A 21,305-nucleotide genomic window follows, 5' to 3' on the forward strand; every position below is an offset into this window, starting at 1 on the left:
ATACAATAACTATTTATCCCAGCTCAAGGCTAATAACTTTCTTTAGAGCTAACACTAAAGCCCATGATAAAAAGCGTCACCATGAGCAAATTAGCTATCTAAGTCAACCAATTGATGGGCGATTTTATCCAAATCTGGCACTACGTAAACCGTATCATCGATCATCACCGCTTGGAAAAGGTAGGATAGCACAACATCTTCTTGGACGCGCTGCTGAACGGTATCAGTTTTGCTGTCGGTTTTGATAAAATGCTCAGGCAAGTCGATATCTTTGACGTCGGAGATACGCGCCTGTAGTTGGCGGAGCTCGCCTGCTGTCTGTAGCGCGATACGATGCGCAGTAGTATTGCCTTCTAAAATAATCATCTTGTCCGGCGTTTGATGGCGCGGTAGTAGATGGAACACAGCGACTTCTTGTTGTTGCCACTCATAAGTCCATGTATGTTCACTATACTCATCGACACTTAAAATCAAACTACTAGGGATAAGCCAATCCGGTTGGTCGGTGGCTGGGACAATCGTTACGTCGAGCATACCATTGTTGGTGGTCAATAAGCTCACGGCTTCAAATGAGTGCTTTAGAATCTGTTTCATATGTCGCTCACAATAAATGACTACGAAGAGGCGGGCATCGCCCTTTCAGCAATATAATGGGTAAGTTTTTCTGCTAAGGCTTTGGGACTACCGACAAACTGACAATAACCTGAATCAATAATAGCTTGCGGCTGACTCGGACAAGCGCTTGAGCTTGGGTCTTGCGCCCACAATTGACTGTCATTATCTTGGATTAAGCTTAAATACTGCGAACCATCATTTCCCATCCCAGAGAAGATAATATTGATAAGCTCACTGCCATAAACATCACTGGTATTTTTCAAGATTTGACCGATAGCTGGCTTATAATCGCCTTCCCACGCCTGATCCATTAAGATGATACGACCAGTTGAATCGCAAACAATTTGTTTATCAATGGGTACAATGAGGCATTGCCCGCCGCGCAAACGCTGTGAGGAAGTTATCAGCTGACAGCGCCAGTCATTATGGCGATTGAGTATGCGTGGTAGCGTGCCTATCATCGCTTGGTTAAAATGATGGGCCAGTAAAATACTCACAGGCAAGGTGGGTGACAGATGATCTAGAAATTCTTTGACCGCACTAGGCCCGCCCATCGAAGCACCTAAAAATACCACATAATGCCAATCGTTAGGCTCATTTTGGTAAGCCGTATTCTTATAAGCAGGGCTATCTATTGCATTACTCAATAACGGCAACGCCAGCATTTGGGCAAGTTTGCGCTTGAGTTTGCGCTGCCATTTGGCATACTGCTCAGCTTCATTAAGATATGGCGCCTGGCTAAATCCGACTAGAACGGTAGCAGGTTGAGCAGCGGTGGTCGCTGTTGCCATATGCTCATCGTAATCACCGTCTATGAGCCAAATATCAATCGGCACTGTATAACGGCTCAACCTATTTTGTAATTGCGTCCGTGATACGCAGTCAACCAGCTGCAAACCACAACTACGCACGGTATCAGAAAAAGCCATGCGCTGATGGTGGTCTTCTGCCACCACCAGTACCCTGATATCGTTTTTATGCTTATCCCTTAGCATTAAGGCAGGTACACTATCCTTCATTGACTAAGCTAGCCTCTATACCCAATAATCCTTGGATTTTATTAAGAAGCTGGGTTTCTTGGAAAGGTTTGCCCATGTAGTCATTGACGCCAATCTCAAAAGCGCGCTCGCGATGCTTTTCACCGGTACGTGAGGTAATCATAATAATAGGCAGCTCTTGCAGGCGGCGATTATGACGTACTTGCGACGCGACTTCAAAGCCGTCCATACGCGGCATTTCAATATCAAGTAACATCAAGTCTGGCGTGGTTTCTTGTAAAATCTCAAGCGCATCGATACCATCTTTGGCAAGGACCACATTGAAACCTTGACGCTCTAAGAAACGTGAGGTCACTTTTCGTACCGTGACTGAGTCATCGACAACCAAAATGGTGGTTTTAGATTCTGTACTGCTACGAACACTGATAGCAGGTTTTGCGACTTCTCTGCCTAAAGCAGCATTTCGCATCAGTGCAATCAGATCCAGAATAAGCATGACCGAGCCATCACCCATGATGGTTGCCGCTGAGATACCCGATAGATTCGAGAATTGCTGGCCTAAAGGTTTTACCACGACCTCAATACGTGACCCTGCGATTTGATCAACCTGTAGGGCCATGTTTTGTCCACTACGGTTTTTGATAATAATTAGTGGCACACTGGTGTTAGTATTGACGACCAGCTCATTGAGTTTATTACCTGATAAAATCTCATTTAAATAACGCACGCGATAATCATTATCTTCAAAGTTAAGCGTGGCCGCACCCGATTGATAATAGTCATAAATTCTTTCTGGACTGATACGTACGACGCGCTCAATCTGCACCAGCGGTATCGCATAATAGCGGTCTGCGGCGCGAACCACCAACGCATCAGACACGGCAACGGTGAGCGGCACACGCATGGTAAAGCGCGAGCCTTTACCAAGCTCTGACACCACTGATACTGAGCCGCCTAACTGCCGAATCTCACTAATCACCACGTCCATGCCGACACCGCGACCTGATATTTGCGTCACTTGCTTACTGGTACTTAAGCCGGCGTTGAAGATATACTGCATGATATCAAGGTCACTAAGACTACTGTCTTCGGCGTCAATCAATCCTTGCGAGATGGCTTTATTGCGTACCGCTTCTACATCAATGCCGCGTCCATCATCAGTTAGCTGGATAATGATCTCACTACCTTCACGCAGGACTTCTAAAGTAATTTGTCCATTACGTTCTTTACCCGCTTCTAAGCGCGTTGCAACCGTTTCAATTCCGTGATCGACGGCGTTACGTAACATGTGCTCAAGCGGTGAGGTAATGCGCTCCAAAATGGTTCTATCCATTTCGTCATCAGTATTGACAATCTTTAAATCAACCGACTTGTTTAGCTCATTGGCTGTTTGACGCACGATACGCTCTAGCCTTGGCGTTAGGCGGGTAAAGGGTACCATCCGCGAATTCATCAAGCCGTCTTGTAGCTCAGTTTGTGTCCGCGATAATTGTAGCAACAGACTTTCGCTATCACGCATTTTTTCAAGTAAGGTATGATTAATATCAACCAAATCCGAGGCCGACTCAGTTAAAGATTTTGATAACTGGTTTAACGAAGAATACTGGTCCATCTCTAGAGGGTCGAAGCCTTCATGATTGACCAACTCATCATCAATCTGCGATAAAATCTGCGCTTCAAGCTCAATCTCCATCCGGCGCAACTGATCCGCTAGACGTTGTACAGTCGTTCCCATCTCTTCAATACTAGTGGTCAAGCTACTCATACCCATATCGATACGCGCACGGTTGATCGCTGATTCACCTGATAGATTAATCATATGCTCAATCAGACCACCTGAGATACGAATCATCTCATTGCTACTGGCGTTCTGTTCTTGCTCAGTCGTATCAGCCACCATCGGCGGCATCTCGCTGATATCTTTTTGAATATAGGTAGATTCTTGCTTTTCTTTCGCCAGCAAAATAGCATCGCGCTGCGGTTGCAACGACTCTTTTGGTATATGTTTTAAGCTATCGGGGTTTTTACTAAATTGCTGCAGCGCCTCAATTAATAAGTCTGGCGTTGGTGGGTTCACCTGTTGCGAGAGAATAAATACCGCATCTGCCAGCCAATCGTGACAGGCTACCAGTAGCTCCAAGACTTTTTTGGTAGCAGGTCGGCGACGATCAACAAAATCGGTATAAACCGATTCCATTTCATGCGCAAGGTCAGCGATACCACTTGCGGTCACCATACGCGCGCCACCTTTTAGGGTGTGTAAGTCGCGCTGTAGGGCTTGCAATGCAACCGTATCACTAGCATCACTTAAGAACGCTTGGAGATATTCATTACGGTTGGTCAGCGCCTCTGCTTCTTCTAAAAACACCTCTAAAATATCTGGGTCAGGTAAGCCGTTCGCCCAAGATTGTTTTATAATTCTATCTAAACTTAAGAAGTCTGCCGTTTTATCAATACGATGGGTGTATTCATTAGCGTTGATTTGCGGTTCTGCAGCAGCCTGATGTTGCGGCATTGGTACAATAAGCTCAACGTCTTTTGGTAACGCTGCTGCTTTTTCAAACTGCTGTAGTTGCTCAATCAGTTCAGGCGTAAAAAATGATTGCTGATAGCGGACAATATGCGCCACTTGCAATGACAAAGTATCTTGCACGACTTGCATAATTTCAAGCCACTGCGCCGTTGGCGTACGTCTTGCTTCAACGAATGCCTCGTAAATGCTCTCCGCCTCATGGGTCAAATCGCCAATACTGCGTATGCCTGCCATACGCGCACCACCTTTGATGGTATGCAGGTGGCGCTGTAAAACCTTTAAGGTATTGATATTGCTGATATCAGCACGCCATTTACTAAAGCTATCATTAAGCGCATCATCAAGCTCCTGCGCTTCTTCTAAGAAGATTTCTAATAGCTCAATATCGGTATCGATGGTTTCAAGCACAAGCTCAGGCGCAGCAATACTTTGCACTGTGCCTTTAGCCTCTTCTTCAGCCTCTTTATCAATATCAGTATGTCCTACAGTACCTGCATTGCTATTGCTATTGCTATTGCTATTGCTATTGCTATTGCTATTGCTATCTTCACTTTGAGCAATATTTTTTAGCTGCTCAATAACCTGCCCATCAATTTTCAATGAGGTGCTACCCGCTAAAGCATCAAATAAACCAACTAGCTGACCATGACCTGCGAGCAAAGCGGCTTGGATATTAGTATCACGGGATTTTTCAGGATGATGACTTAAATAAGTATAAGCATTTTCCAATTCGCTAAGAATCAAGGCAAACTTTGGTACATCTTGTGCTTTGCTAGCTAGATGTTTAATTTGTGAGACTTGCTTTGCTATATAACTTTGAATCTGTTCTTGCTCTGCATTAAAAACCGCTTCTAGCTGCCATTCTGCATCTAGTAGCTCATTGATATCATCATCTAACAATTGACTTATCGTTGGTTTACCATCGGCTGGCTCTTCATCGCTAATAGTATACTTCTCACCAAGCATGGCTTGTAAAGAAGCAATATCTTGCTGACTTTGCGCCTCTTCTGACGAAGCTTCTCGCTCCTGCACATCGCGTTTATAATTAGCTAGGTAGCCTTCAATCAGCGTCACAGACTGGGCAAGCGCTTTTACATGCTGAGCATTCATTGGCGTGTCTTGCTGCTGCAAAAACTCCAAACTTTGCTCTATCGTCGTGCCAACCTCACTGATTGCCGTCAAAGCACTAGCGCCAGACGCTGCTCTTAGCGTATGAAAAGCGCGAACAATCTCATCACTTACGGCGACATAAGGCTCGTCTTGGTGATCAAGAACAAAGTCTTTAATGCTTTCTAACAGCTCTTCGGCCTCTTCAACAAAAATATCGAAAAAGATTTGCTCTTCTTCGCTTTGAGGCGTCAAGATGATGGGCGCTTCGGCCATTTTTTCATTTACCGAATAAATGGTTTGCAGCGTACTATCAATACCACTGTTACTTTCGGCAATGTCATAAGCCGTGTCATCAGCAAGTTCTTGATCTGTATTTTTAACATCAGAATATTGCGCTGTGCTTATGTCCTGCTGCTGCTCAGAACCATCAAATAGTTGTTTATGTAGCGCGCGGTAGCTGAATTCATTACCTAATTGCTTACTAAAAGCCTGAGCACAAGCCACCCATAATGGTACAAGCGCAGGATAATCTTGACTGTCATTTTCAAAGGTAGTTAATAGCGTTGGATAAGCCGCTAACACATCACCGATAAGCTGCTGTATGTCTGCAGACACTACAATTGTATTATCTAAAATACGGTTGAGCATATTTTCTATCGACCAGGCTAGCTCAGCGCTATAGTTAGCACCAACCATACGACCCGAGCCTTTTAAAGTATGGAAACCGCGACGAATATCAGTTAACTGGCTTAAGTTATCAGGAGTAAGCTGCCAATGCTCATATAAGGACACAATTTCTTCTAGAACTTCATTGGCCTCTTCTATAAATATCTCTTTGATATCAGGATCAGCATCGTTAGCATCTGTCGGTAGCGACTGCGCCGCTGTCATAAATGGGATTAATACCTCTGGTATCTCTAAATCCGTTAATGAGGCTGAAAAGTCTGTTTTTACTTCAAAAACTTCGTCAAAGTTGCTAACAGAGTCCTTTATGTTTAGAGTATCAACTTGTTCGGTATTTAAGAGTTTCTCATCTGTCGATTGCGTACACTCATCTAGTACCGCATTATTTTTTTCAACCTCATCTGTAGAGAAATTACCATCAAATGCCTCTAAACCTGTATTGATAGGCTGCTGGCTTATTAAGTTATTGCTTTGCAAAATGGTAATGGCTGGATCAAAACTTGGTGGGTTCTGTGCTGCAAAATCAGCCAACATCGCTGGTAGATGCTTAGTGGTTTCTGTGACGAGTGCCACGACCTCATCGGTCACTGGTAGGGTTTTGTCCAACAGACGGTTGAGTAGGTTTTCAATAGACCACGCCATCTCACTGATACTAAAAGCACCAACCATACGCCCTGACCCTTTCAAGGTATGAAAGCCTCTGCGTATTTCAGTTAATGGCGTTAAATCTTGCGCATCTTGCTGCCAAATGGGTAAGAAATCCTCTAAATCAGCAACAACCTCTTCAACCTCTTCGATAAATATCTCGCGAATATCTTCATCCACATCAAAGTTATCAGGCTTAAGCTCACTGCGAACATTTAATAAAGCGGCGCTTTCTTTTTTATCGCTATGGTTTGTGTTATCGGTTAAATCAATGTCTTCATTAGCAACCGTAACAGGCGCAATCTCGCCACTATCATCGTAGCGCAGTACATCATTTGTCACTTGCTTTTGCGTTAAAAAGGTATCATTAACGGTTTCAGGTGCAGCTATATAGCCACTAAGTAGTGTCGCCGCCTTGTCGATATATTCATGAGCTTTGTTCAATAAAAGCTGATCGAAGACCTGCTGCGCAAGATAGTCGAGCAGCAATTCGATAGAGGTTAAACCTTCGGCTAAGGCTTCGGTGACATCCCAGCTCAGTACGGCAACATCATGAGTGGTTAACTGATCGAATATATTTGCTATTTTATCGGTCGCTTGACGGATAGATGATAGGCTCATACTGTCAAAAGCTTCGCCAATGTTAGAAAAATCTACAGCGTCTGGTAATAGCGCTAGGTCTTGGCGCTGAATATAATCACTAAAGCCTTGCTTAACGTCTTCAACCGCAATACGCAGCTCGCGCAGCTCTTTATCGTCCGTCTTAATTTGGTGGCTGCTTTCTACTTGCACACTATCCATGTCATCATGAGTAATGACCTCAGCCGCAGGTATAAAAGAAGCCGCGCTTCCTATTTTACTTAAGATAATTTGTTCGGTACTGTAGATAGCATTGTATAATTCTTGGAGACGCTGCTCAATTTGCCACTGCTGTTGTGATTGCTCTTCTACCACTCCAGTTTGGGCAATTAAGTCACGTTCTATATCTGCTAGGATAGATGCTGCTTGCGAGGCAAACGATGTCCAACCGCGACTTTCTAGCTGATTGCTGATTTGTTGTAGTGGTTTAATTAGAGTTTGCGGCTTATCAAGGTTAAAAATCAGCGTATCAATATCACTTAAAATGCGCGGTAAAAAGCGTGTTTCGACCTCTTGCAGCGCTACGCTTTGCAGCATAGCTTGCGTGCTATCGCTCTGTTTGGCAAGGCTGCTGATTTCGATATAAATATTCGCTATTAGCTCGCTGATAACACTCGGCGATAGCGCTTTTTGATGGGTGTTCGACTCTATTAACGCATCTAATTGACTCAATAGCGCGGCGTAATACTTAGGTCGCGGCGTTTCGTTATGGGCAAGGTCATGTAGCCAAGCTTCAGTCAAATACCAAAGGCGCTGCAAATCGGCATCTGCTGCGGTTTGCCATAAGTATTGAGCAACTTTTTCTAAAGTCGCCAGTATAGAAGCGTCATTGGTATTAGCGGCAAGTAACGCTTGCGCTTGTTGACGCCAAACCAATAGCAACTGCTGAGACTGCGCTTGGTCTAAACTGACCACTGCCTTACTAGCAGGTACCGCAATATCAACAATATCGTTAGTGGCAATGCTAGCAAGACTGTCCTCTTTAGAGTCTAAAGAAGCGTCTACAAGGTGATCAGTCACTATATCATAACGTGCTAAAACTTGGGTAAGCTCAGCTGATGTTTTATTTATTAAAGCGCTATGAAAATTGCTCGTACGTGCGTAGTAAACCAGCTCACGTGTAAGCAGTCGATGCCCTACTTGACCAATACGGCTGGCATCAGCACCGAAATTGTCTATTTCTGCCCCTGCAAGTAAGCTGAGCTTAGTAGCCAAATTTGCCAATATCGGCAAGTTAATCATGGTCAAAGCGCCACCAATCTGATGATAGCTTTGTGCCATCTGCTCATAATCAGCGTTTTTTTCACCCAATTGCCAGCCATCAGCTATCTGTGATAATTGCTGATCAAACAGTGGCAGTAACCACTCAAGTGTCACCATGTCGTTGGGCTGGTTTTTCATAGATGTATCCTAACTCGTCTAGGCGCTAATTTAGGCACTGGTTTTTTGCCAGGCGTTAATCTGTGGGTGCGCAATACGGCGCATGTTTGAAGGACGCCAAAATAACGCCTCACCTGGAGCCAATATAATATAACCGCCTACTGCGCACTGCTCTGATAACCGCGCTAATATATCGCGCTGATCAAACTTACGAAAATAAAGCAGCATGTTTTGGCAGACAATGACTTGTTGTAAATGCGGCGTTGGCGGTTTTTTGTCGATAATGTTGTGTAAAGCAAAGCGTACATGCTGTTTTAGCGTTGGCATCACCTGCCAGTGGGTACGAGCGTTTTTCTCTGTATTTTTTTGCATAGACACAGGCATAAAACGTAATTCTTCAACGATACTTGCTGGCCGCAATGGTTGAATAAATTGCTGGCAATCTTGCGGAATCAAAGCCAGTTGCTTATTATCATACTGACCTAAACGTGCTTTTTTTAAAGCTTGCTGACTGACATCAGTCCCTAATATACGGTAATTGGTCAGCTGCTTTGCGGCCAAACTCATGGCCAGCGACCAAGTTTCTTGCCCACTGGCACAGCCGACGCTCCAGATACGGAATAAATCATCAGGACTGCTGGCATCAATACTAGCGCTGCTATCATTAGCATTGCAGCTCGTACTAGCAGCTATTAGCTGCTCTCGTTGCCACCGCAAGGCGTAATCAGTGATAAACTCTATAGAGGGCAAATGGCGAAAAAAGCGGCTTTCATGAATGAGCACTTTATCTAACAATTGCTGGCGCAGCTCATGATTAATCGGCAACTGATGCCATAATTGTATGATGCTCAAACCATAGCCCAGTGCCGTTTGGCTGACGGCGTTGACCAACCATTTACGTTGAACATTTGGCAATATAAAACCAATCTCTTGTTCTATATAGCGTTGCCATTGCTCAGTATCAAAAGCAACATCATCCCACAAAGCCTCGGCTACCAAAGCGTCAGCTTTATTTATCATCAGACTGTCTTTTTGAGTATGATTATTCACGTGACCTGCTATTAATAGTGTTGCTCAAAAGAAAAAACGAGTAGAGCAACTGCTTGGTTAATATTTCAATATCACAGTCATAAGCTGATAACTAGAAATTACATGCTCGCCGAAACACTTTCATCAACTTCTAAATACTCATCTTCGCTAAGCTCTTGCTCCAACTGCTCGTCATCATTAGAGATCTTAAAGCCGGTGACCGACTCTTGCAGTGCCGCCGCCATTTCGCTCAGCTCGCCAATAGAGCGCGCTGTTGCCATCGAACCAGACGAGGTTTGCGAAGTAATATCTTGAATAATATTCATGGTATGCGAAATATGACCTGCAGACTCGGCCTGTTGTAGCGCGGCGTTAGAGATGTTTTGAATCAGGTCCGCCAAGGTATTTGAAACCGTTTGCACCTCTTCTAGTGCTTCACCCGCATCTTTTGCCAAACGGGCACCACGTACTACTTCAGAAGTTGTTGATTCCATTGACATCACTGCTTCACTGGTGTCGGCCTGAATGGTTTTTACCAGCGTTTCGATCTGTTTGGTTGCGTTTGCTGAACGCTCAGCAAGACGCTGAACCTCATCGGCAACAACCGCAAAGCCTCGACCTGCTTCCCCTGCCATCGATGCCTGAATCGCAGCATTCAATGCCAAGACGTTGGTTTGGTCAGCAATATCGTTAATTAGACCAACGATATCACCAATCTCTTGCGAAGACTCACCGAGACGCTTGATACGTTTTGAGGTTTCTTGAATCTGATCGCGAATCACGTTCATACCTTCTATCGAGCGCTGTACAACTTCCGCGCCGTTATAAGCAATGGCAACCGAACGCTGTGCAACCGTCGCCGATTCTGAAGCGTTATTTGACACTTGGTCAATCGAGACTGTCATCTCATTAATCGCCGCAGATACGCCAGCAATTTCTTGTGCTTGGTGCTCTGAAGCTTCAGCAAGCTCAACTGCATTCATCTGCGTTTGCTCTGAGGACTGCGAGACACGCTCAGCAGTACTGTTAATAACCAGTACTAATTGGCGTAATTGGTCAATTGCGAAGTTCACAGAGTCAGCAATCGCACCAGTAAAATCTTCCGATACCGTCGCGTTTACTGTTAAGTCACCATCTGCCAAATCGCCCAACTCATCTAGTAGACGCAAAATTGCAATCTGGTTACGCTCGTTCTCTTCTTGAATTTGGCGCGCGCGCTCAGACTCCGCTTCTGCTTCTTGACGACGGCGTAAGGTTTCTTTTTCAATCAATAAACGCTCTGAGCCGCCACGTTGTTTGAGTAATTGGTATAAAGCGAATAAAACGCCCAGTACACCTACCACAAAAACAATCACCGGTAAGATGACTGATTGATTAAAATTACTTAAATATTGACTGACCGACGACAATGAATTGACCAGCCAAAACAGACAAGCCACGCTCACTAAAGCACAAAGCCCTAATAACAGCTTCCATTTACTATTAGCATCTGTCGTTGTTTTATTCGTACCAGCTACAGGGTTGTTTATAACATCACTCATCGTGCCTATTCCTTTCAAACAATCGTCAAAGTCGTATCGTGACTGACTCTGAAATCATATTGCCATCAAAACAACAGTGATTCACAAAGCCTGTATGAATGCTGACATCTCATCAAACCATGTCAGCCTTTGTTCTTTTCTTGCTTTAATAAACACCCCGTTAATAATCGAAGTGTTTATTAAGGTTGATGTATTTACCAAAAATCAATATTTAGAAAAAACAGCTAATTACTAGTTACTCACAGCCACTAGATGGCAGCATCGGTATATTGCAAGTCCTGTGCCAGTAAGCTTGGCATAAATACATACCAATCTTGCTCATCTTTGACAAACTTACCGTGGTTATAAGGCGCAAATGGCGAGCTCGGTTCAAGCGCTTCTGCTCGATATTGGTCTTGGGTAAACTGCTCAATACCCAGCACCTGATCGACCAGCAGTCCTGAAAACACATTATCGTGATCTATGACAATGACCTTACGCTGGCTCATTTGCGTCAATCGGCTAGGTACTTGTAAAAACCGCGACAAATCGGTTAACGGCAACAAGCGCCCGCGGATGTTGGCGATGCCGAGCATCCAAGGCTTTACTAAAGGTAAGCTGGTATATTCTGGCATGGACAATACTTCTGATACTTGACCCATTGGTGCCACCAAACGCTGACCGCCAATTTCAAATACCACGCCTTGCCAATCAAACTCCTTGCCGCCGCGGCGACCACTTTTGCGCGCGCGTGCTAAGTCTGCTATACGCAGCAGCTCAATAAATCCTCTGGATGCCACAAGCTACCCCATTACTTTACGAATTATCTGGACCAAACCACTTTCATTAATCGGTTTGGTGATATATTCTTTAGCGCCTTGACGCTTGCCCCATACTCGATCTGTTTCTTGATTTTTAGTACTGATCATAATAATAGGGATATGAGCAGTCGTTTTACCGCGCGTAATTTTGCGGGTTGCCTGAAAACCATTCATCTCAGGCATCACCACGTCCATCAAGATGACGTCTGGTAGGTGGTCGGCGGCCATCTGACAGCCCTGCTCTCCATTGCTCGCTTCTAATACTTGAAAGTTATTTTTAGAAAGCATGTCGCGAAATTTCGCCATCTCAGATGGCGAGTCGTCAATGACTAAAACAGTAGTCATAGGTGTTTCCTTTATTTTCGATGATATCCATTAGGATATATTGTTAAAACAAACCGATTAAAAAATAAATCGCATTGATTGAATGCCAATATGATTTACATCAAGATAAAAATTAAGCAGCAAGCACTCACTGTTAACCTAAATAACCGAGCTTATAATCTATTTTTTATAGCAGGTTTTTGACGCGCTACTATTAACGTTACTGATTATTTAACGATACTGGTTAATCGCCTCAAAAAGCTCATCTTTACTAAATGGTTTGGTCAAATACTCATCAGAACCAACAATGCGGCCGCGGGCTTTATCAAACAAGCCATCTTTCGATGACAACATAATCACCGGTTTGCTCGCATAATCTGGATTATTTTTTATCAAAGCACAAGTCTGATAACCATCTAAACGTGGCATCATGATATCTACAAAAATGATATCTGGATTGTTATCAACAATCTTCGCTAAGGCATCAAAACCGTCAATGGCGGTGACGACTTCACAACCCGCTTTTTGCAATAAAGTTTCTGCGGTACGGCGAATGGTTTTTGAGTCATCGATTACCATTACTTTTAAACCATCAAAGTTATTTTCCATTATCTCTGTCCTATAAACGACTATTTATTCGGGGTACTATTTATGAATATGAACGATCACACTAAGATACTAAGTCAAGCTGGGTGACGAATACAAGGAAATAAGCCGTCATCTTAATTAGACCAATGGTATATTTCGTATAAAAATAAATAGCTAAGTTTTTACGCTAAGTATCTACTTATTCGCTAAGCATGGTTAATAGCGCGTTATCATTCGTCACTATACGCACTTTAGGGCCAATTATCTTAGCAATTTGCGCGGTATTTTAAGTCTTTTTGACGCTTTATGATAGTAATACTAGCTTGCGCAGACGTACCATCTAGTCATGGCTGCAAATGCTTACTTTTCAAACTTCCTGCTTCCTAAGTACCTGTTAATGCTTTTTTAAAATAGCTCTTTTTAAATATAAACGTGCACCATAGTCAATACGCTAAGATTCTAGACATTATATAGAAACAACGCGTACCTTACTGAATAATTCTCTTTTGTCATAAAAATGTATCAATATATTTTATTATGTTCGTTTTAGCACAGTTATGAGCGCTTTTCCAGTCATTTAATGAATTTATGTTCAAATAAATAACTGTAAATTCATCACTCTAGCCAAATTCTTCTCATTAACTATGCTTATCATCAACTATTTGTTTTTACGTGTGATCTATCGGGGGATACCTAGATACGCTGAAATTCGTCTTTCAAAATCAGTAAATAAGAGTAATCATTTCACCGCCTCATAATTCCCTATATAATAAAAATTCGTTGACAAGGGTGATCGCTATGACAGGTTTTATAGATTTAAGGCGCTTGAAGGCTAAATTTTCAAGCACCATACTTTTAGCTTCTAGCCCATTAAAAAAGAGTGCGTATCTTTTGGGCGCGGCGCTGCTTATCGCCTGCCAGCCCTCCCCGCCTACGTCAGAACCTGTCACAGCTGAAAATAGCGAGGCCTTTGATACACCTCTACTCATACGTGCTGATAGCATTACGATGACCCCTGATCATATCCTAAGCGTCAAACCAACCCGTTATCAGCCTAGCCTTGGCTTAGAAGGTGAGATTGAGCCTATCAAACAGGTAAACCTAATTGCTGCCCAAGCACTGACGGTAGAGCAGGTGTGGGTGAAAATAAATCAACGGGTCGAAAAAGGCGCACCATTATTCACCGTTCGACGGCAAGCAGGGCCTATTGACTCAACAGAGTCATCTGAACAAGCCGATGATGAAGTAGCAACTTCCTTAGAAGTAGAAGATGAAGTAGCAGATAATAAAGGTGCGGCCACTGAACCAAAACCGTCTGCCATCAACAGTACTCAAGCGGCGCCAAAAGACTCCACTGTTAAGAATTCAGATAATATAAAACCCAGTACAGAAAAAAATAGTGAGGATGATAAAGAAAATTCTGCTAATGCAAGCCGTCACGACTTAGACAATAATCAAGCTTCTAAGCATACAGAAACGGCGAATAATTTGATAACGGTACGGGCAAGCTTCGCAGGTCATATCGAAAAGCTATACGTCGAAAGCGGCCAACAAGTAGCACCGCGTCAACCTCTTCTAAAGCTTAGCGACGGGACGGAGCTGCATTTTAGCGCAAGCTTACCAATTGAAGCCAAATCTCAAATCTCCGTTGGACAAACGGTTAACTTCACGGCGGAAGGCTTGATAGATAAATTTACCGGTCAGGTCAGTAAGCTGACAGTCACTGAGTTACCAAAGCAGCTATTGGTTTATGTCAATGTGGTTGATAATGAAGTCAGTCGCAACCAAATACGACCTGATATGCAGGTGACTGGGCGCGTTGACTACGGACAAATAGAAGTTGGAACCATTGTTCCTAAGCGCGCGCTGCACAATGTTGACCTAACCGTGCTGCACAAACCGCCTTATAAGCCGCTGCGTCCTTTGCATGCTAACGTTTGGATTATCAAACAAGACCAGCGTTTGACGCGCCAGCCCGTCGAAGTCATCGAGTATGACCCGCTGACCAAACAGTATTTAATTGCCGGTATTACCAATGACAGTTTGATTTGTTTGGCGAATTTACCGGTGGAATCTGAAGGTAAAAAGGCGGTGGTTTCATAAGCGCCAAAGCTCGTAGTTACATTGTGTAGAAACATTAACAAAGCCTATCTTGTTTAATAACATCCTGTTTAGGCAATATAGCGTAAACTAATAGGGATTACGCTTTGAGTGAGAATGAACTAAGAGTTAAGGGCATTGAAAATTTAGGGCGTGCTTATTTACAAAAACAGATTTATAAAGACAGCATTGGTAGATAGGCACTTTTAAAGCAGTATTTTTAAACAGCATTTTAAACAAACTATAACAACAACTAGAGGAAAAATTATGAGTAAGCAAATTTTATTAATTGAAGACGATCCAGATTTAGCCGAATTAATCAGCGATTATCTGACCATGAACTATTATGATGTACATCATGCAGGGCTGGGTCAAGAAGGTTTGGACTTGTTAGACGCTAAAGAGCGTGACATCGATTTGGTGGTATTAGATTTGATGCTGCCTGATATGGATGGCATGCAAGTTTGCCAAAAGATACGTGGCAACAAAAACAACATGACCAATAAAGTGCCGATTATTATGCTAACGGCAAAAGGCGACACCACAGACCGTGTATTAGGTTTAGAGATGGGCGCCGATGATTATATTGCCAAACCCTTTGAGCCGCGCGAACTGCTCGCGCGTATTCGTGCCGTCATTCGTCGTCATGAACAGCCAAACCAAGCTGACAGTGAGTCTGATAGTTTAACCTTTGGGCGTTTAAGCGTTTTCCCTGACAGTCATGAAGTCACTATCGATGATCAACCAGTCCGCTTGACGACGCATCAATTTCAGCTGCTGCATTACTTTGCTACCCACTCGGGCAAAGTATTAAACCGTGAGCAATTATGGCAAGCGATGCCAAACGATGATAGCTCGGATAACATTGATCGCGCCATTGACGTGCATATTTCGCGCTTGCGTGCGTTAATCGAAGACAATCCGCGCCAGCCAAAACGTATCATTACCGTACGCGGTGTGGGTTATCAATTCGCTACCGATCAGGTATAGTTAGCACATGCAATCAAACGCTATTAAATTAAGCCCGTATTGCGATAAACTTATTAAAATAAAATGAATAAAATGGTTATGAGCATTTGATAATAGAGATGATTTAATGCAACAACTGGGTTTTCGTTCCGTATTTGCCAAACTATTTGCCAGTGTCATGCTGGCACTTATTTTATTTGCGGTAGCGATGGTGTTATTGACCCAGTTGGTACATGACAAAGACGCTGGTATTCGTTCAGAAATCTTAGCCACGCAAATTTTGGGTCAAGTCGACCCATTTTTGCATGAACTAAATATTGCTGTCAGTAAAGACAACCGCTTACAAGCGCGCTTTATGCTAGCGGTGGTCAAGAAAAGCTTTGATATTTTTGATGAATCACTGCAAGCAAAAATGGGGCTATATGACAATGAAGGTCATTTGCTCATGCAAAGCGACAACAGTGATTTGCCGTTAGAATTGCCTGCGCCGCCCTCACTATTAGCGCGCGTCTTTCCCTCATTTGCCGAAACCTCCCCAACCAAGCAAGCCCAAGTTTATAGTAGCACCGGTTATACGCTATTATACGAATCACGCTTGCCGCCTAAAAAACCTGTCCTCTCTGCCGCCCTAAACTTATTTACTGGTACGCTATTGCTGCTGCTTATCATGGCAGGGGTACTTTGGTGGATTGCGCGTACCATTACTTGGCGTATCAATCAGATGAGCCAACAAATGGCGCAATTGGGCGACGGCGACTTTACGGTGCGAGTCAATGCCCGCGGTAATGATGAGATTGCATCACTTGCGCGCGGCTTTAACCAAGCAGCACAAAAAATTGAACACCTAATCAATGCCAATAATCTGCTATTGGCGCACGCCTCGCATGAGCTGCGTACGCCCATCACCCGTATTCGCTTACAGATTGAGATGATGGATATGCTGGCAGGGGCCTTGCCGAGTGATACCAAAGAAAAATTTGATAAGCGCGCCCAAGCCATCAATCGCGATTTGTCCGGATTAAACGACTTGGTCGAGAGCATTTTATTAGTCAGTCGTTTAGACGCTGGACACGCGCTACAACAAGTTGAGCATTTAGACTTATATGATTTAGTAAACCAAGAGCGCCAGCATTATCCTGAAGCAACCTTGATTGGCGAGCATATCGTTATCGATGGTCAATCATCGATGCTGACCCATTTAATACGTAATCTCTTGACCAATGCTATGCTGCACGGCAAGCCGCCCGTTACGGTATTACTTTACGGTGTGCAAACGCTGGATGAAGCCGACGCTATTCCCGATTACCTTTTGCAAACCATACTGTGCAGCAGCTTTGTCGATTACAACAGCTCAGACTTTGATTCTTATGACGAAGAAGCGCCTGATAGTAACCATGCGCTTGAAATTGATCAAAACGCCCAGCAAAATGCTGATGACGCCACTGTTCCTAACGTTAATGTTGTTCTTAGCGACAATAAAGCCACCTCAACCTTAACGTCGACAGAAGAAGCGTCGACCGCAGCGTTATTACCAGCGCCAGTGATTTATAAAAATGGTGAAAGCATCACTGTGGATGCTGAGATTAATGGCAATATTGATAGTGATAACAGCACAGATACTGATAAATCATCGACTGCAAAAACTATTGACTCATCTAATGAGCGAAACAATGACCTAAGTAGCACCACTGAGATCGAAACCTTTGTTGAGCCGTCGTTATTACTTACCTATCAGCGCTTTACCACTGATCTGACAGAAAAAATTAAAAAAGTTATTTGGCGTGCGGTTCCTGAACAACAAGAAACTTCCATCAACGACATCGATGACAAGACTATCAATAAACAGATAGAAGAAGCGGATAAAAACGTTAGTACTGAGAAGGATGACGCCAAAAGTGCCACCAAAGATCCTAATAGAGAAAACGGTAATAAAGAAAACGGCGACACGGCAAACGCTACCCGCAAAGAAGGCATATTTAGTAAGCATCTCAAAAAGCCGAAAGCTGAGCCAACACGCCCGCTACCAAAATTTGCGGTGCTGGCGGTGATTGATGAAGGCGAAGGTATCCCTGAGAATAAACGCGAAGAAGTCTTTAGCCCCTTTGTACGCTTACAGCAAAAAAACAAAGGCTCGGGGCTTGGTTTATCGTTGGTTGCCCAGATAGTGACGGCGCACCAAGGCCGTATCATTACAGATACCATCAATGGTCATACGCGATTTTTAGTGGTATTACCCGTCAAGCACGACCCTCATTATCAACATGACAGCCGTCACTGATCTCATCAGCTAACCAAGCTACAGCCAAGATTATCCGTTAATCATGGATGTCCATATCCAAAACGCTGCATAATATGCTATATTAGCGCCCCTTATTATAGGGTTATTGAAGGTTGATTTTAATTTGCGCACAAATGGCAAAAGAGCCTGCAACCGCTTCATAACCATTAAAATATTTATTAAATTTTGAGCATTCCATGAGTGACATGATTGTCTTAAACGATGTGACCAAAAGCTTTTTAGGCGACCGGTCTATAAAAGATAAAGACGGCAAGCCACATTGGTTTACTGCGGTTGAGCCGACGTCTTTAACGGTAAAGCAAGGCGAAATCTTTGGTTTAATGGGTTATTCGGGCGCGGGTAAGTCTACTTTATTGCGCCTGATTAATTTACTTGAGCGCCCAGATTCCGGTCAAGTCATCATAGATGGTACCGACTTGACCACCTTATCGGCCAGTGAGTTGCGTATCGCCCGCCACAATATCGGTATGATTTTTCAGCAGTTTAACCTAATGTCTAACCGTACTGTGTATGATAATGTCGCCTTTAACTTAACGGTGGCAGGTTATCCGCGCGCCGATATATATAAGCGGGTGATGGACTGTTTAGAAATTGTTGATTTGACTGACCGTGCTGGGCACTATCCTGCGCAGCTATCAGGCGGACAAAAACAGCGTGTCGGTATCGCCCGTGCGATCGCGCCTAGCCCAAAAGTATTATTGGCTGATGAGCCGACCAGTGCGCTTGATCCTTCAACCACACGCAGCTTATTGACTTGTCTGCGTGATATTAATGAGCAGCTTGGCGTCACCATTGTCATCGTCACCCATGAGATGAGTGTTATTCGTAGGCTATGCGACCGCGCTGCATTGTTACATCAAGGGCAGTTGCTCGAGGTTGCCGATATCCGCGACGGCCTGATTCAGGCCACGACCCCGATTGGCAAAGGCTTGGTTCATGAAGATTAAGAGGCAGGAGAATAGACATGTTAACTGGTGCTGAATTATCCGCCTCATTGGACAAGCTGCTCGCGCTACGTAAAGAAATTATGCAAGCGTTCGTCGATACCTTTATTATGCTGGGTATTTCGACAACGGTCGCCATCGTCATCGGCGGTCTGTTTGGGGTATTCTTATTTTTATCCAGTGATCGGCAGTTTTTGCAAAATAAAACCTTGTATGGTGTCCTTGGTGCGATCACCAACTTTATGCGCGCCTTCCCGTTTGTGATTTTGATGATTGCCATGAGTCCTTTTACCAAAGCCATCGTTGGTACGGGTATTGGACCGATTGCCGCGTCACTAGTACTGGCGATTGCCGGTTCCTTTTACTTCGCACGCTTGGTCGAGCAAAATCTGCGCGAAGTACCACGCGGCATTATTGAAGCAACGGAATCGATGGGCGCCCGCCCCTTGACTATCATCAAAGTATTGCTCAATGAAGCGCGCTCGGGCTTGGTGCTGTCTGTGACCATTTTATGTATCAGCTTACTGTCGTTTTCGGCGGCGGCGGGTATGATTGGCGGCGGCGGTTTGGGCGATTTGGCCATTCGTTACGGTTATTATCGCTATCAAACTGAGGTGATGGTCTTTATCGTTGTGATGCTATCGATTATGGTTATCGGTATTCAGGCGTCTGGTAATTGGATCGCCACCCGTTTGGATAAACGTTAAGCCAAAAATTTAGTCTTTACCCTCTCTATTATGGTGATTTCACCTTTTATTTTGAGAGGCAAAGACTGTTTAATATGAATAATACTCAAGGTTTAATGCCGATTCATCCTAAGCAAATGCTTGACTTTGTAACTGATTCCCTTTAATTTTGATACTATCTTAACAGCCTTTAACTTAGCAGCATTACTATTCATAATGTTGCTTTTTTAATGCGGATTTTTACTGTTGACATTTAATCCCTATTCCCTCCCCCTTATTAAGGAAGTTTCATGAAATTAACAGATATCAGCCGTCAACTCGCGACCGCATTGGCCACCGTTGGCGTATCAGGCCTTGTATTGGTCGGTTGTAATAACTCATCAGCACCAGAAGCTAGCAAAGAGCCCGTCACTGAAGGTGCTACTGAAACAGTGGGCACAGAAACGGCAGCGGGCAACGATATCGATCCTGAACATAGCAAGATTGTGATCGGTACCACTGAAGGCGATTTTGCTGATATGGTTCGTAACCAAGTAAAGGGCTCATTGGAAGCGCAAGGCTATGAAGTCGAGCTGGTCACCTTTACCGATTATGTACGTCCAAACATTGCTTTGGCTGATGGCGATTTAGATATCAATATCTTCCAACATAAGCCTTATCTTGATACCTTTAAAAAAGAGAACAATCTTGATTTGGTGGAAGTCTTCCAAGTGCCAACTGCGCCACTTGGCATCTATACTGGCAAAAAGACCAAGCTTGACGAAGCCTACAAAGGCATGAGCGTTTCTGCGCCTAATGACCCAAGTAACTTCGCCCGCGCGTTGGTCATGATGGATGAGCTTGGCTGGATTACCCTAAAAGACAATATCGATCCTCTGACCGCATCAAAAGCAGATATCGCTGATAATAGCAAATACGACATCAAAATTGTTGAATTAGAAGCGGCGCAGCTGCCACGTGCGCGTGATGAAGTAGACTTTGCTGTTATCAATGGCAACTACGCAACCGATGCGGGCATTAAGCTGACTGAAGCGCTATTTCAAGAGCCAAGCTTCGCTTATGTCAACTGGTCTGCCATCAAAACGGCAGATAAAGATAAGAAATGGGTCAAAGACGTGACCAACGCTTATAACTCAGACGCCTTTAAAAAGTATGCTCACGATAGCTTCCCAGGCTACAAATACCCAAAAATCTGGGGTGAGAACACAGCTACTGCTGCTGCAGCCCCTGCTCCTACAACAGATACTGCACCAGTTGCCGAAGCTGCTGCTCAATAGTTAATATTAACCATTGTATAAAACGATTAATTCGAATAAATAAAACGTTTTCACAGTTAAAACTGCCTTAATTTGAAAAAGCGGTGTAATGGACATTATTCATGCTGGCGTAGTGTCTAACACTATATACTGTCTATATTTGCA

At 43.8% G+C, this 21,305-nt stretch carries 13 protein-coding genes and 1 pseudogene; 6 read left to right on the top strand and 8 right to left on the bottom strand.

Going from position 1 to position 21,305, the window contains the following annotated elements:
* Positions 1-90: 90 nt before the first annotated feature.
* The 8 genes and pseudogenes from B3R91_RS07510 to pilG form a co-directional block, all read right to left on the bottom strand.
* Positions 91-594 carry a hypothetical protein gene (locus B3R91_RS07510; protein ID WP_200661787.1) on the bottom strand — a complete coding sequence of 168 codons (504 nt, stop codon included), beginning with the start codon at positions 592-594 and terminating at the stop codon, positions 91-93.
* 20 nt (positions 595-614) lie between these two features.
* Positions 615-1,634, bottom strand: coding sequence for a chemotaxis protein CheB (locus B3R91_RS07515; protein ID WP_286797045.1), 1,020 nt, complete (start codon positions 1,632-1,634; stop codon positions 615-617).
* Positions 1,624-8,625 (bottom strand): Hpt domain-containing protein, encoded by a 7,002-nt coding sequence (locus B3R91_RS07520; RefSeq protein WP_286797047.1) that lies wholly within the window; start codon positions 8,623-8,625, stop codon positions 1,624-1,626. Before B3R91_RS07520 ends, B3R91_RS07515 begins: the two co-directional genes overlap by 11 nt.
* Positions 8,626-8,655: 30 nt before the next feature.
* Positions 8,656-9,654 carry a CheR family methyltransferase gene (locus B3R91_RS07525; RefSeq protein WP_286797049.1) on the bottom strand — a complete coding sequence of 333 codons (999 nt, stop codon included), beginning with the start codon at positions 9,652-9,654 and terminating at the stop codon, positions 8,656-8,658.
* 182 nt (positions 9,655-9,836) lie between these two features.
* A pseudogene (locus tag B3R91_RS07530) lies at positions 9,837-10,841 on the bottom strand (methyl-accepting chemotaxis protein); the annotation flags it as partial.
* 581 nt (positions 10,842-11,422) lie between these two features.
* The gene (locus B3R91_RS07535) at positions 11,423-11,953 is read right to left on the bottom strand and encodes a chemotaxis protein CheW (protein WP_201589492.1); all 531 of its coding nucleotides are present in this window, start codon (positions 11,951-11,953) and stop codon (positions 11,423-11,425) included.
* Positions 11,954-11,956: 3 nt separating this feature from the next.
* On the bottom strand, positions 11,957-12,319 hold the full coding sequence (locus tag B3R91_RS07540; protein ID WP_286797051.1) for a response regulator: 363 nt from the start codon (positions 12,317-12,319) through the stop codon (positions 11,957-11,959).
* A 210-nt stretch (positions 12,320-12,529) separates the two neighbouring features.
* The gene (gene pilG, locus B3R91_RS07545) at positions 12,530-12,907 is read right to left on the bottom strand and encodes a twitching motility response regulator PilG (RefSeq protein WP_045453505.1); all 378 of its coding nucleotides are present in this window, start codon (positions 12,905-12,907) and stop codon (positions 12,530-12,532) included.
* A 777-nt stretch (positions 12,908-13,684) separates the two neighbouring features.
* Here pilG and B3R91_RS07550 point away from each other — a divergent pair.
* The 6 genes from B3R91_RS07550 (at position 13,685) to B3R91_RS07575 (ending at position 21,161) form a co-directional block, all read left to right on the top strand.
* Entirely contained in the window at positions 13,685-14,989 is a 1,305-nt protein-coding gene (locus B3R91_RS07550) for an efflux RND transporter periplasmic adaptor subunit (RefSeq protein ID WP_286797052.1), read from the top strand.
* Between the two features lie 264 nt (positions 14,990-15,253).
* Entirely contained in the window at positions 15,254-15,976 is a 723-nt protein-coding gene (locus tag B3R91_RS07555; protein WP_144296730.1) for a response regulator transcription factor, read from the top strand.
* A 106-nt stretch (positions 15,977-16,082) separates the two neighbouring features.
* Positions 16,083-18,233: a sensor histidine kinase gene (locus tag B3R91_RS07560; protein WP_286797053.1), complete on the top strand. Its 2,151-nt coding sequence runs from the start codon at positions 16,083-16,085 to the stop codon at positions 18,231-18,233.
* Positions 18,234-18,430: 197 nt separating this feature from the next.
* Positions 18,431-19,201, top strand: coding sequence for a methionine ABC transporter ATP-binding protein (locus B3R91_RS07565; protein ID WP_286797055.1), 771 nt, complete (start codon positions 18,431-18,433; stop codon positions 19,199-19,201).
* Positions 19,202-19,218: 17 nt separating this feature from the next.
* Entirely contained in the window at positions 19,219-19,905 is a 687-nt protein-coding gene (locus tag B3R91_RS07570; RefSeq protein ID WP_201589498.1) for a methionine ABC transporter permease, read from the top strand.
* Positions 19,906-20,174: 269 nt separating this feature from the next.
* Complete coding sequence (locus B3R91_RS07575; protein WP_286797057.1) at positions 20,175-21,161, top strand: MetQ/NlpA family ABC transporter substrate-binding protein; 987 nt, start codon at positions 20,175-20,177, stop codon at positions 21,159-21,161.
* The last annotated feature ends 144 nt before the right edge of the window (positions 21,162-21,305 follow it).

Origin of the sequence: Psychrobacter sp. UBA6291 (genome assembly GCF_002439405.1) — a bacterium.
Classification (GTDB): domain Bacteria; phylum Pseudomonadota; class Gammaproteobacteria; order Pseudomonadales; family Moraxellaceae; genus Psychrobacter; species Psychrobacter faecalis.

Bases quoted from the DNA above. Each gene is read 5' to 3' on its own strand.
- B3R91_RS07510 (WP_200661787.1), bottom strand. From the start codon at position 594: ATGAAACAGATTCTAAAGCACTCATTTGAAGCCGTGAGCTTATTGACC.
- B3R91_RS07515 (WP_286797045.1), bottom strand. From the start codon at position 1,634: ATGAAGGATAGTGTACCTGCCTTAATGCTAAGGGATAAGCATAAAAAC.
- B3R91_RS07520 (WP_286797047.1), bottom strand. From the start codon at position 8,625: ATGAAAAACCAGCCCAACGACATGGTGACACTTGAGTGGTTACTGCCA.
- B3R91_RS07540 (WP_286797051.1), bottom strand. From the start codon at position 12,319: ATGACTACTGTTTTAGTCATTGACGACTCGCCATCTGAGATGGCGAAA.
- pilG (WP_045453505.1), bottom strand. From the start codon at position 12,907: ATGGAAAATAACTTTGATGGTTTAAAAGTAATGGTAATCGATGACTCA.
- B3R91_RS07550 (WP_286797052.1), top strand. From the start codon at position 13,685: ATGACAGGTTTTATAGATTTAAGGCGCTTGAAGGCTAAATTTTCAAGC.
- B3R91_RS07555 (WP_144296730.1), top strand. From the start codon at position 15,254: ATGAGTAAGCAAATTTTATTAATTGAAGACGATCCAGATTTAGCCGAA.
- B3R91_RS07560 (WP_286797053.1), top strand. From the start codon at position 16,083: ATGCAACAACTGGGTTTTCGTTCCGTATTTGCCAAACTATTTGCCAGT.
- B3R91_RS07565 (WP_286797055.1), top strand. From the start codon at position 18,431: ATGAGTGACATGATTGTCTTAAACGATGTGACCAAAAGCTTTTTAGGC.
- B3R91_RS07570 (WP_201589498.1), top strand. From the start codon at position 19,219: ATGTTAACTGGTGCTGAATTATCCGCCTCATTGGACAAGCTGCTCGCG.
- B3R91_RS07575 (WP_286797057.1), top strand. From the start codon at position 20,175: ATGAAATTAACAGATATCAGCCGTCAACTCGCGACCGCATTGGCCACC.